This is a genomic window from Microbacterium enclense (assembly GCF_001456955.1).
Lineage (GTDB): Bacteria > Actinomycetota > Actinomycetes > Actinomycetales > Microbacteriaceae > Microbacterium > Microbacterium enclense.
The window spans coordinates 72,144-85,219 of sequence record NZ_KQ758468.1; the positions used below are offsets into that span (position 1 = coordinate 72,144).

The following is a 13,076-nucleotide window of genomic DNA, read 5'->3' on the forward strand; positions in this document are numbered from 1 at the left end:
GACGCAGTCGCCCGTGGCGACCGTTCCTCGCGAGCGGTCGCCACGGCGCTTCGGCGCGTGCCCACCCCGGATTCGCACAGCGGGCGTTTAGTAAGGTTCCCCTCGTGCACCACGGCTTGAACGAGGACCCTCGCCCCACTCGACGACGCCGGGGCGCGGGGCGTCTGATCGCCCTCGTCGCCGCCGCGGCGGTCGTGCTCGCCGGGTGCTCGGCGCCGGAGCCCGCGCCCGAGACCGAGCAGGAGGCGCCGCCCACCACCCTGACGGTCGGCGTCGTCGGCTCGCTCACGAGCTTCAACGCGTCCAGCGCCGCGGGCGACACCGCCGCGAACCGCGCCGTGGCCGCGTTGCTCGACGAGAAACTGGGCTCGCTCGACGGCGACCTGCAGGTGGTCCCGAACGATGGACTCGGCCGCATCACCCGCGTGCAGGGAGACCCGCTCAAGGTCAGCTACGAGCTGTTCCCCGACCGGGTCTGGTCGGACGGCACCCCCGTCACCCTCGACGACCTGCTGTTCGGGTGGGCGGTGTCGTCGCACTTCTTCGACGACGCCACCTACGACGCGGCCGGCCAGATCGTCTCGGGCACGCGATACTTCGACACCGCGATGCCCGCCGACCCCAACGCGCGCACCTCGCGCCCGAGCCTCGACCGGGCCGACGACACCCTCACGCTCACCTACGACGAGCCATTCGCCGACTGGAACCGCCAGTGGCTGCTCGATCGACCGGTGCACGTCGTCGCCGAACGAGCGGGCGTCAGCGTGAAAGACCTGCTCACCGCGATCCTCACCGTCCCCGAGGGCAACCCCTCCGCGCCGGTCGAGCCGAACGCCGTGCTCGCCGCGGCGGCGCAGGCGTGGAACACCGGTTTCGACGTGGCGCCCGGCACCCCCGTCGACCCGGCGAGCGTTGTCTCGGCCGGACCGTGGACGGTCACCGAGTCGGCCGCCGACTCCCTCACACTGACGCGCCGCGACAGCTACCAGGGTGCGCACTTCCCCGCCCTCGAAGGCCTCACCGTCCGCTTCTTCCCCGACCGCGCCGCGCAGCTGTCGGCGATCGAGGCGGGCGTCGTCGACATCGCGAACGTGGGCGATCTCGACGTGGCGGAGCGGGCGACGCTCACCGAGGCCGGCTACCAGGTGCAGGTCGGCCCGACGACGCAGACGCTCCACCTGCGCTACGCCGACGACACGGCATCCGATCTCCGCCAAGCCATGACCCTGGCGATCGACCGGTCGTCCATCGTGCGCGACGTGCTCGGCCCGCTGCGCTCCGATGCGCAGCCGCTGCAGTCGTTCCTGTCGTCGACGGCGATGGGGCAGCTGTACTCCGACCTCATCGCGGGCAACGGTGCACCGGGCACGGGGAGCGACGTGGATGCCGCGCGCGCCGCGCTCGGCGACCGTGCCGCCGTTCTGCGCGTCGCCTACGACTCCACCGACGAGGTGTCGTCGCAGGTCTTCCCGCGTCTGGTGTCGATGGGCGCGCGGGCGGGGATCGCCGTGCGTGCCGCCACCGCGGAGGACACCCCGGATGCCACCCTCGCGTGGGTCGGCGAAGACGAGAGCCTCTACCGCTCGGCGCGCGACCGCCTCGCGGAGGGCATCGACGGTGCGAACACCGACGAGCTGTTCGCCGATCTCACGGTCCATACCGATCCGGTCGACGTGCTCTCGGAGGCGAAGGAGATCGACCGCTCGCTCTTCACCGCGTTCGCGGGCCTGCCGCTGCTCGAGCGCACGGGCGCCGTGGTCACGGCGGACGGCGTCGGGGGAGTGGATTACACGTCCGAGCCCGACGGTGTGCCGCCGGCGTTCTGGGCCTGGACGGCACCGCAGTCCTGACGCTCGGTCGCTACGGCGTGCCGGTGGGCGTCGGCGACGGCGTGGGCGGGGCGAAGATCCCGGGCCACCACGCGGCCGCGAGCGGATACCCGACGAAGGCGATGATGTCGATGACGGTGTGCGCCACGACCAGCGGCATGACGCGGCCCCATCGCTTGTAGCACCAGCCGAACACCAGGCCCATGACGACGTTGCCGAGCGCCGACGGCCACCCCTGGTACAGGTGATAGCTGCCGCGCAGCAAGGCGGTCGAGACGATGACGCCCGTCCACGACCATCCGAGGCGCCGAAGGCGGTCGAAGAGGAATCCGAGGAAGATGACCTCCTCGGTCAACCCCGCGCGCAGCGCGGCGAGCACGAGCAACGCGATCACCCACCACGACGAATCCAGCGGTGCGGGAACGACCGTGATGCTCTGCCCGATGGCCCGGCCGACGGCGTACACCCCGATGCCCGGAACACCGATGAGCAGCACGAGGGCGATCCCGCGGAGCGCGTCGGATCCGAAGCGGCGGAAATCGAGACCGATCCGCCGGAGGGCGTTGTTCGCCGGCTCCCACAGCAGGTAGATCGCGAGCGCCACCAGCATCAGCGAGAAGAAGATGTCGAGGAACTGGTACACCGCATCCCAGAGCGGCTCCGCGCTGCGAGAGGGGTTGAGCTGCGTCTGCTGCTGAGAGATGGGGGCGCGGGTCGTCGCGCGGACGAACGACACGACGGAGTAGATCGCAGACTGACCGACGCTCACGAGGAGCACGATGACGATCTCCCACGCCAACCGCCGGCGCGCGTAGCCGTCGGAGCGTGCCAGGGCACGGGGGAAGGGCCCGACGGTCAGCGTCGGGTTCGGATCAGATTGCGCCATTCACAGCCTCGCGAGTAAAGCCTTTGTAACGTTTGGTCGCCCGATGGGGAGCACGTCGTTCAACATGCCTAGGGTGTTCCTATCCTGCCCCCCGGATACGATCACGCGCGTATGAACCGTCTGAGCGTTCCGTTCGGGCCCATTCATCACTTCCCTGGAGGAACTGTGAAGCGCAACAAGATTGCCCTCTCCAGTCTCGCCCTGCTGGGTGTCGTCGGGCTCACGCTCGCCGGCTGCGCCGGTGGCGACGACGCGGGCGACACCGGCTCGGCCGACGCCTCGGCGGTCATCACCACCAACGGCTCCGAGCCCGAGAACCCGCTGATCCCCACCTCGACGAACGAGGTCGGCGGCGGCAAGATCCTCGACGCCATCTTCGCCGGACTGGTGTCGTACGAGGCCGACGGCGCCCCCGTCAACGACATGGCCGAAGAGATCACGGTCAACGACCCGCAGAACCTCACCGTGAAGCTGAAGGAGGGTCAGACCTTCAGCGATGGTGAAGAGGTCACCGCCGACAACTTCATCAAGGCGTGGAACTACGGTGCAAAGGCGTCGAACGAGCAGTACAACAGCTACTTCTTCGAAGACATCGAGGGCTTCAGCTACGACGCCGACACCGAGCTCACGGGTCTGCAGCAGGTCGACGACTACACGTTCACGATCGCGCTGAACAAGCCGGCCTCCGACTTCGCACTGCGCCTGGGCTACTCGGCGTACTACCCGCTGCCCGACGTCGCCTTCGACGACATCGAGGCCTTCGGTGAGAACCCCGTCGGCAACGGCCCCTACAAGCTCGCGAGCGAGGGCGCCTGGCAGCACAACGTGCAGATCGACCTCGTCAAGAACGAGGACTACCAGGGCGTCCGTCAGGCGCAGAACGGTGGCCTGACCATCTCGTTCTACGCGTCTCAGGATGCCGCCTACGCGGCCCTCCAGGGCGGTCAGCTCGACGTGCTCGACGCCGTCCCGCCGTCCGCGCTGGCGACCTTCGAGGCCGACCTCGGCGAGCGTGCGGTGAACCAGCCCGCGGCCGTGTTCCAGTCGTTCACGATCCCGGCCCGCCTCGAGCACTTCTCGGGCGAAGAGGGCAAGCTCCGTCGCGCCGCGATCTCGCACGCGATCAACCGCGAAGAGATCACCTCGACGATCTTCCAGAAGACGCGCACTCCCGCGACCGACTTCACCTCGCCCGTCATCGACGGCTGGTCGGACTCCCTCGAGGGTTCGGACGTGCTCGAGTTCGACGCCGCGAAGGCGAAGGAGCTGTGGGCTCAGGCTGACGCCATCTCGCCGTGGAGCGGCTCGTTCCAGATCGCGTACAACGCGGACGGCGGCCACGACCAGTGGGTCGACGCCATCTCGAACCAGCTCGCCACCAACCTCGGCATCGACGCTTCGGGTGCTCCCTACCCGACCTTCGCCGAGCTGCGCGCGCAGGTGAACAACCGCTCGATCCCCACCGCGTTCCGCAGCGGATGGCAGGCCGACTACCCCGGTCTGTACAACTTCCTCGGACCGCTGTACGCGACCAACGCGGGCTCGAACGACGGCGACTACTCCAGCGCCGAGTTCGACCGTCTGCTGGCCGAGGGCATCTCCTCGACCGACCTCACCGAGGCGAACCGCCTCTTCGGCGAGGCGCAGACCGTCCTCTTCCAGGACCTGCCCGCCATCCCGCTGTGGTACTCGAACGTGACCGGTGGCTACGCCGACACCGTCCAGAACGTCGAGTTCGGCTGGAACTCGGTGCCGCTGTTCCACGAGATCACCAAGGTCGGCTAACATCGCCTGATCACTCACCCGCGAGGCGGTGACGATACGTCACCGCCTCGTGTGGTGTGTTCCGGCCGTGCGCTGCTCATCGGCGGCGCACGGCTTTCGTGCGGTGCCACATCCGCGGCATCCATTCATTCCCGAAGGGAGACGAGGGTGGGCTATTACATCCTCAGAAGACTCCTGCAGGTCATACCCGTGTTCTTCGGGGCGACGCTGCTGATCTACTTCATGGTCTTCGCCATGCCGGGCGACCCGATCCTCGCCCTGTTCGGCGATCGCACCCCGAACCCGGCGCTGCTCGAGCAGATCCGCGAGCAGTACCACCTGAACGACCCGTTCATCGTTCAGTACTTCTACTACATCACCGGTGTGCTCCAGGGCGACTTCGGCATCAGCTTCTCGGGGCAGCCGGTCAACGACATCCTGGTGCGCGCCATTCCGGTCACCCTGCGCCTGGCGGTCATGGCGATCGCCATCGAGCTGGCGCTCGCCATCATCATCGGAACGGTGTCGGCCCTGCGCAAGGGGGGCGTGTTCGACAACGTCTCGTTGGTCATCGCCCTGCTCTTCGTCGCCGTCCCCGTGTTCGTGCTGGCGTTCATCGCGCAGTACTTCCTCGCCATCCAGTTCGGCTGGTTCCGCGCCACCGTCGGCGGGCAGAACAACTGGGGCGACCTGTGGCTGCCGGCGCTCGTGCTGGGCTTCAGCCTGTACGCCACGAGCATGCGCCTCACTCGCGCGTCGGTGATCGACACGCTGAACCAGGACTGGGTGCGCACCGCCTACAGCAAGGGCCTGCCGCGTCGACGCGTCATCCCCGTGCACGTGCTGCGCAACTCGCTCATCCCGGTCATCACCAACAGCGCCACGAACTTCGGTGTGCTGATGGTCGGTGCCACCGTGACCGAAGGCATCTTCAACATCCCGGGTGTCGGCGGCACGCTCTACCAGGCGACCATCCGTCAGGAGGGCCCGACCGTCGTGTCGTTCGTGACGGTCTTCGTCGTCTTCTACGTGCTGATCAACCTGGTCGTCGATCTGCTTTACGGTCTGCTCGATCCGAGGATCCGCTATGCCAAGTAACCGCTTCCCCACCCCGCACTACGTCGCGCCCGTACGCGACGCCGTCGTGACTGTCGACGCCGTCCGCGTCGACGACAAGCCGCGGAGCCTCTGGGCCGACGCGTGGCGTGACATGCGCCGCCGTCCGACCTTCTGGGTCACCTCGGCGGTCGTCTTCGTCGTGGTGCTGATGGCACTGTTCCCGACGCTCTTCACGCAGGTCGAGCCCTCGGGTGCTGGTTGTGCGCTGTCGAACAGCAACGCCGGTCCCGCCGCGGGGCATCCGCTCGGCTTCACGCTGCAGGGCTGCGACATCTACTCCCGCATCGTGTGGGGCGCGCGCACGTCGCTGCTCGTCGGGTTCCTGGCAACCGCGATCGGCACGATCATCGGCACGATCATGGGCTCGTTCGCCGGGTTCTACGGCGGATGGCTCGACTCGCTGCTGTCGCGCGTCGGTGACATCTTCTTCACCATCCCCTACGTGCTCGCGGCCATCGTCGTGATGAGCGTGTTCTCGCAGAACCGCACGCCGCTCGTGCTGGCCTTCGCCATCGGCGGGTTCGCGTGGGCGTCGACGGCCCGCGTGGTGCGCGCCGAGATCCTGCGCGTGCGCCAGGCGGACTACATCACCGCCAGCCGCTCGCTCGGACTGTCCCGGTTCCGCACGTTGCTGTCGCACGCGCTGCCGAACGCGCTGGCGCCGGTCATCGTCGTCACGACCATCACCCTCGGCGCGGCCATCTCCGCCGAGGCGACGCTGTCGTTCCTGGGTCTCGGCCTGGGCAGCCAGGTCATGTCGTGGGGTCTCGACATCGGTCAGGCGCAGTCGTCGCTGCGTGTGGCGCCGATGGCGCTCATCTACCCCTCGATCGCCCTGACCGTCACGGTCCTGGCGTTCATCATCCTGGGCGAGCTGCTGCGCGACGCCCTCGACCCGAAGGCGAGGGCTCGTCGATGAACGCGTCCACCACCGCACCGCTGCTCAGCATCCGCGACCTGACGGTCGCCTTCGACGCCGGCAAGACCTCGCGACAGGTGCTGCACGGCGTGAGCCTCGACATCCACCCCGGCGAGACGCTCGCCATCGTGGGCGAGTCGGGCTCGGGCAAGTCGACCACCGCCTCGGCGATCATCAACCTCCTGCCGGGCACCGGTCACGTCACGGGCGGATCGATCACCCTCGAGGGGCGCGAGCTCACCGATCTCTCCATCGCGCAGATGGAGTCCGTCCGCGGTCGCGAGATCGGCTACGTGCCGCAGGACCCGATGTCCAACCTCAACCCGGTGTGGAGCATCGGCTTCCAGGTCAAGGAGGCGATCCGCGCCAACGGCATCGCCACGGGCCGCAAAGAGGTCGAGCAGCGCGCCGTCGAGGTGCTGAAGCAGGCCGGTCTCGCCGACGCCGAGCGGCGTCTGCACCAGTTCCCGCACCAGTTCTCCGGCGGTATGCGTCAGCGCGCGCTCATCGGCATCGGCCTGGCCGCCGATCCGAAGCTGCTGATCGCCGACGAGCCGACCTCGGCCCTCGACGTCACCGTGCAGCGGGTCATCCTCGACCACATGGCATCCCTCACCCGGGAGCGAGGCACCTCGGTGCTGCTCATCACGCACGACCTGGGGCTGGCCGCCGAGCGCGCCGACACCATCGTCGTGATGAACCAGGGCGAGATCGTCGAGTCGGGTCCGAGCCGCGAGATCCTCGAGAACCCGCAGCACCCGTACACGCAGCGTCTCGTCGCCGCCGCGCCCAGCATCGCCTCGAAGCGCATCCAGGCGCGGGTCGAAGATCGCGGCATCCTGCACGAGTCCGACATCTCGGCTCCCGCGACGGTGAAGGTCACCGACCTCGTCAAGGAGTACAAGATCCGCCAGGGCGGCTTCCGCAGCGAGCGGTTCCGCGCCGTCGACGGTGTCTCGTTCGAGATCCCGCGCGGCAAGACGCTGGCGCTCGTGGGGGAGTCGGGATCGGGCAAGTCCACGATCGCGAAGATGCTGCTCAAGCTCGAGGACCCGACCACGGGCACCATCGAGGTCGACGGCGTCGACACCGGCACGCTCAGCGCGAAAGACACTTTCGCGCTTCGCCGCCGCATGCAGCCGGTGTTCCAGGACCCCTACGGATCGCTCGACCCGCTGCGCAGCATCGGCGCGCTCATCTCGGAGCCGCTCAGCATCCACAAGGTGGGCGACACGGCCTCGCGCCGGGCGCGTGTGAAGGAGCTGCTGGAGCAGGTCGCGCTGCCGCAGGAGCTCGCCTCGCGGTACCCGAACGAGCTGTCCGGCGGACAGCGTCAGCGCGTCGCCATCGCTCGCGCTCTGGCCCTCAAGCCCGACATCCTCGTGCTCGACGAGGCCGTGTCGGCTCTCGACGTGCTCGTGCAGGCGCAGATCCTGCAGCTGCTCGCGGAGCTGCAGGGCGAGCTCGGTCTGACGTACCTGTTCATCACGCACGACCTCGCCGTCGTCCGCGTCGCCGCCGACCTGGTGTGCGTCATGGAGCGCGGCAAGCTCGTCGAGCAGGGCACGGTCGACGAGATCTTCGCCCAGCCGTCCGAGCAGTACACCCGCCGTCTGCTCGACGCCATCCCCGGCGCCTCGCTGTCGCTGGGCGGCGCGTGACGCGCGACGAGCGCTTTCGGGGCGCGGAGCATCCTCGGGTGTTCCGCGCCCCGTCCTCGGTCGTCGGGCTCGTCGTGGCGGTGGCGCTGGCCGTCGTCCTCTTGGGGGATGCCGCGCTGCGCGCCGGCGTCGGCGAGATGCTGCTGCTGGCGCCCTGGGTGCTGCTGGCTCTGTGGGTGGTCTACGCCTTCCTCTTCGCGCCGCACGTGCGGATCGACGGCGAGGGCATCCGCATCCACAATCCTCTTCGCGTGACCGCCGTCGCCTGGGCGCGCGTTCGCGACATCGACCTGCAGTGGCAGCTGAGGGTCACGACCGACGAGCCGCGCGTGTACAAGGCGTTCGGGGGTCCGGTCGCCGGACGCCCCGGCCGTCCGCCGCTGCGTCGCGATGCCGAGCGCGACAGGCGCGAGCCGCCCGCGATCCGCGATCTCGTCGTCATCCAGGATGCCTGGGAGGCGGCGCGCGACACCGCGCCCGCGAGCGGGGGTGTTCGTCGTTTCTGGGACATTCCCTCAGCGGTTTCCCTGCTCGTGCTCATCTGCTGGGCTATTATCGCTTTGTTCAGTTCTGGCGGTGTCCGCTGAGCGCAGTGCTGCGCTCGACCTCACCGCGTAAGACAAAGCGCCATGTAAGGGCTTTGTTACGGTCGTGAAAAGTGTGTCCCCCCGGCGCATGATCGCGAAGAAGGCGACGTAGGGTCTCTGGAGATCCTTAGCCAGGCGAAACAATCGGCGGGGGTCTCGACGGCGAGAGGACCACCATGAAGCAGAACACCGACACCACGCGGACGAGCTCGCGCCCCTCATGACGCTGTACGTTCTGCGACGGTTCCTGAACTACGCCGTCCTGAGCCTGCTGGCCACCTGCCTCGCCTACGTGCTGGGCAGCGCACTGCTGCGTCCCCAGGATCGCTTCTACGGCATGAACCCGCGCCCGCCGGAGGAGTCGATCATCGCCAGCCTCGACGCGCTGGGCGCCAACCCCGACGTGCCGATCCTCGTGCGCCTGTGGAACTGGCTCGTGAACCTGTTCACGAAGTTCTCGCTCGGCACCACCATCGGCGGTCAGGACGTGATGTCCGAGATCGCCGTGCGCGCCGGCACGAGCCTGCGCCTCTTGCTGATCGGCTCGATCCTGGGCGCCATCCTCGGCGTGCTGATCGGCGTGCTCGGTGCCGTGCGGCAGTACCGCGCGAGCGACCAGATCACGACCTACTCGTCGTACCTCATCTTCGCGACGCCGACCTTCGTCATCGGCGTCCTGCTGATGATCGGCGCGACGTCTTTCAACAACGTGCTCGGAACGCAGGTCATCCGCTTCACCGGCGAGTACACCGCCGGAATCGACGGGTTCTGGCCGATGCTGGCCGACCGGGCCGTGCACCTGCTGCTGCCCACCATCGCGCTCGTCCTGGTCAGCGCCGCATCGTTCTCGCGGTACCAGCGCAGCATGATGCTCGACGTGCTCGGCGCCGACTACATCCGCACCGCGCGCGCGAAGGGCCTGCCCCGCACGCAGGCGCTCTTCCGCCACGGCGTGCGCATCGCCCTCATCCCGATGTCGACGTTCTTCGCCTACAGCTTCGGCACGCTGATCGCCGGATCCGCGATGCTCGAGATCGTCTTCTCGTGGCGCGGCATGGGGCAATTCCAATTGCAAGCGGTGACGCAGCAGGACATCAACGCCGTGGCGGGGTCGACATTGTTCGTCGCCATCCTCGTGCTCATTTCTTCGACGCTGTCGGAGATCCTCTACGCCACCCTCGACCCGAGGGTCCGGAGCTGACATGACAATGCAAGAAGAGGCTCTCGACGGCACGCTCGTCGCGACCAGCCCCGTCACCCGCGAGCGCAAGCCGCTGTCGCGCGGAGCCCTCGTCCGGGCGCGCCTCAAGAAGATGCCGCGCTTCTGGGTGGGCGCCGGCATCCTGGTGTTCATCGTGCTGTGGGCCTTCATCGGCCCGCTGCTCTACCCCTACGACGCCACGCAGCGAGACTTCCTCAACGTCGGTCTCGGACCGACGCAGCTGCACTGGTTCGGCACCAACGGCATCGGGCAGGACATCTACGCCCAGACCCTGGTCGGCCTGCAGAAGTCGCTCATCATCGGTGCCCTCGCCGGTGTCGGCGCCACGCTCATCGCCGCCGCCGTGGGGTCGCTCGCCGGGTATGTCGGCGGCAAGGTCGACGCCGTCATCGGCTGGATCATCCACCTGCTGCTCGTCATCCCGTCGTTCTTCATCCTCGTGCTGCTGAGCCCGCTGACGCGCGGCCTGTCGTGGCTGGCCCTGACGTTCTTCCTCGCGGTGTTCAGCTGGATGATCCTGGCGCAGGTCGTGCGCAATCAGACTCGCTCCCTGCGCAACCGCGACTTCGTGCGCGCCGCGCGGTACATGGGGATGCCGACCCGCAAGATCCTGGCGAAGCACATCATTCCGAACATCGCGTCGCTGCTGATCATCGACGCGACCCTCGGCATCGTCGCGGCGATCATGGCCGAGACCTCGCTCAGCTACTTCGGCTTCGGCGTGCAGGCGCCCGACGTGTCGCTGGGCACGCTGCTCTCGGCGGGGACATCGGCCGCCGTGACCCGCCCGTGGCTGTTCGTCTATCCCGCCGGCGTGCTGATCGTGCTGCTCCTGGCCATCAGCCTCATCGGCGACGCCCTGCGCGACGCCATCGACCCCACCTCGGGAGCGAACCGTGACTGACACTCGATCCGCCACTCTCCTGTCGTCGACCGGACGCACTCCGCTGCTCTCGGTCCGCGACCTCAGCGTCACCTTCCCGCAGCGCGAGGGCGGCGACGTCCGCGCCGTGCGGGGCATCTCGTACGACGTGCACGAGGGGGAGTTCCTCGGCATCGTCGGCGAGTCCGGCTCGGGCAAGAGCGTGTCGTCGCTCGCGGTCATGGGCCTGCTGCCGTCGAACGCCCGCGTCGAGGGCGACATCCTCTACGACGGCCGGTCGCTGCTGTCGATGAACGACGCGCAGCTGTCGAAGATCCGCGGCGCGGAACTGGCCATGGTCTTCCAGGACCCCCTGTCGGCGCTGACCCCGGTCTACACCGTCGGCGAGCAGATCTCCGAGGGGCTGCGTCTTCACGACCGCGCTCTGAGCGCGCAGGCCGCTCACGCGCGCAGCGTCGAGTTGCTCAAACTCGTCGGAATCCCGGATGCCGAGCGGCGGGCGCGGGCGTACCCGCACGAGTTCTCGGGCGGCATGCGCCAGCGGGCCATGATCGCCATGGCGATCGCCAACGACCCGCGCGTGATCATCGCCGACGAGCCCACGACCGCCCTCGACGTCACGATCCAGGCGCAGATCCTCGAGGTGCTCCAGAAGGCCCGCGAGGTCACGGGAGCGGCCGTCGTGCTGATCACGCACGACCTCGGCGTCGTCGCCGGTCACGCCGACCGCGTCGGCGTCATGTACGCCGGCAAGCTCGTCGAGCGGGGCTCGGTCGATGAGATCTTCCACGACCCGCACATGCCCTACACCGTGGGACTGCTGCGCTCGGTGCCGAACATGCGCACCGCGGGCTCGCACCGCCTCGTCCCCCTTGAGGGTCGACCGCCGTCTTTGGCCGCCCTGCCCAAGGGCTGCCCCTTCGCCGCCCGTTGCCCGATCGCGATCGACGCGTGCCGCGAGATCGAGCCCGAGCTCGTGACGCACGGCGTGTCGTCCGACCACGTCGCCGCCTGCATCCGCGCCGACGAGATCGCCTCCGGCGCCCTCGCCCGGCCCGAGATCTTCCCGCGTCCCGAGGCGCTCGGCGAGGTGCCGCCGCCGCGGCCCGACGTGACGCCCGCGGTCGAGGTCACCGACCTCACGAAGCACTTCCCGCTCATGAAGGGCGCCGTCTTCCCGCGGCGCATCGGCACCGTCCGCGCGGTCGACGGCATCTCGTTCTCCATCCAGCCCGGGCGCACCATGGGCCTGGTGGGGGAGTCCGGCTGCGGCAAGACCACGACGATTCTCGAGATCATGGAGATGATCGCCCCTCAGGGCGGCTCGATCCGCATCAACGGCACCGACGTCGCCGGCGTCGGCCGTAAAGAGAAGGCCGCTCTGCGGCGTGGCATCCAGATCGTCTTCCAAGACCCCATGGGCGCCATCGACCCGCGCCTGCCCGTGGGCGAGGTCATCACCGAACCGCTGCTGGTACAGGGCGTGCCGCGCGCCGAGCGCGACCGCAAGACGACGGAGCTGCTCGAACTCGTCGGCCTCGACCCGGCGATGGCCGACCGCTACCCGCATGAGTTCTCGGGCGGTCAGCGTCAGCGCATCGGCATCGCCCGGGCGCTGGCGACCGATCCCGCCGTCGTCATCCTCGACGAGCCGGTCTCGGCCCTCGACGTGTCGATCCAGGCCGGTGTCATCAACCTGCTCGAAGACCTCAAAGAACGCCTCGGGCTGTCGTTCCTCTTCGTCGCGCACGACCTGGCCGTCGTGCGCCAGATCGCCGACGACGTCTCGGTCATGTACCTCGGACGCATCGTCGAGCAGGGTCCGGTCGACGCGGTGTTCGACGACCCCCGGCATCCGTACACCAAGGCGCTCATCTCGGCCGCGCCCATCCCCGACCCGCGCATCGAACGGGGGCGCACCCGCATCCTGCTCGACGGCGACCTGCCGAGCCCCACGCAGGAGATCTCGGGATGCCGCTTCCGCACGCGGTGCCCGTTGTACCGCCTGCTGCCCGACGCCGACCGGCGCCGGTGCGACTCCGACGACCCGGGGCTGCGCCTGCAAGCGCACTCGCGGGTGGCGTGTCACTACGCCGAACGGTCCGACCTCGTCTTCGAGACGGCGACGGCCGCATCTCCCCGAACGTCCCCGACCGACGGCACCACGTCGCCGGGGGCCCTCACCGATCACCAACGAGAGGAATGA

Annotated in this window: 10 protein-coding genes; 9 read left to right on the top strand and 1 reads right to left on the bottom strand. The window is 68.7% G+C overall.

Features of this window, described 5'->3' with window-relative positions:
- Positions 1-104 precede the first annotated feature (104 nt).
- The gene (locus AS029_RS03755) at positions 105-1,850 is read left to right on the top strand and encodes an ABC transporter substrate-binding protein (RefSeq protein WP_058231271.1); all 1,746 of its coding nucleotides are present in this window, start codon (positions 105-107) and stop codon (positions 1,848-1,850) included.
- 10 nt (positions 1,851-1,860) lie between these two features.
- Here AS029_RS03755 and AS029_RS03760 read toward each other — a convergent pair whose 3' ends face one another.
- Positions 1,861-2,715 carry a CPBP family intramembrane glutamic endopeptidase gene (locus AS029_RS03760; RefSeq protein ID WP_082642142.1) on the bottom strand — a complete coding sequence of 285 codons (855 nt, stop codon included), beginning with the start codon at positions 2,713-2,715 and terminating at the stop codon, positions 1,861-1,863.
- A 165-nt stretch (positions 2,716-2,880) separates the two neighbouring features.
- Here AS029_RS03760 and AS029_RS03765 point away from each other — a divergent pair, with 165 nt between their 5' ends.
- The 8 genes from AS029_RS03765 (at position 2,881) to AS029_RS03800 (ending at position 13,076) form a co-directional block, all read left to right on the top strand.
- A complete protein-coding gene (locus tag AS029_RS03765; protein WP_058231272.1) occupies positions 2,881-4,500 on the top strand; it encodes a peptide ABC transporter substrate-binding protein in 1,620 nt (539 codons plus the stop codon).
- A gap of 147 nt (positions 4,501-4,647) precedes the next feature.
- Positions 4,648-5,577, top strand: a complete 930-nt coding sequence (locus AS029_RS03770) for an ABC transporter permease (RefSeq protein WP_058231273.1) — start codon at positions 4,648-4,650, stop codon at positions 5,575-5,577.
- On the top strand, positions 5,567-6,517 hold the full coding sequence (locus tag AS029_RS03775; protein WP_058231274.1) for an ABC transporter permease: 951 nt from the start codon (positions 5,567-5,569) through the stop codon (positions 6,515-6,517). Before AS029_RS03770 ends, AS029_RS03775 begins: the two co-directional genes overlap by 11 nt.
- Entirely contained in the window at positions 6,514-8,178 is a 1,665-nt protein-coding gene (locus AS029_RS03780; protein ID WP_058231275.1) for a dipeptide ABC transporter ATP-binding protein, read from the top strand. The genes AS029_RS03775 and AS029_RS03780 overlap by 4 nt, the downstream gene beginning before the upstream one ends.
- Positions 8,179-8,216: 38 nt before the next feature.
- On the top strand, positions 8,217-8,765 hold the full coding sequence (locus tag AS029_RS03785; protein WP_058231276.1) for a PH domain-containing protein: 549 nt from the start codon (positions 8,217-8,219) through the stop codon (positions 8,763-8,765).
- 220 nt (positions 8,766-8,985) lie between these two features.
- On the top strand, positions 8,986-9,966 hold the full coding sequence (locus AS029_RS03790) for an ABC transporter permease (protein ID WP_058231277.1): 981 nt from the start codon (positions 8,986-8,988) through the stop codon (positions 9,964-9,966).
- 1 nt (position 9,967) lies between these two features.
- The gene (locus AS029_RS03795; protein WP_058231278.1) at positions 9,968-10,891 is read left to right on the top strand and encodes an ABC transporter permease; all 924 of its coding nucleotides are present in this window, start codon (positions 9,968-9,970) and stop codon (positions 10,889-10,891) included.
- A complete protein-coding gene (locus tag AS029_RS03800) occupies positions 10,884-13,076 on the top strand; it encodes an ABC transporter ATP-binding protein (protein WP_082642143.1) in 2,193 nt (730 codons plus the stop codon). The genes AS029_RS03795 and AS029_RS03800 overlap by 8 nt, the downstream gene beginning before the upstream one ends.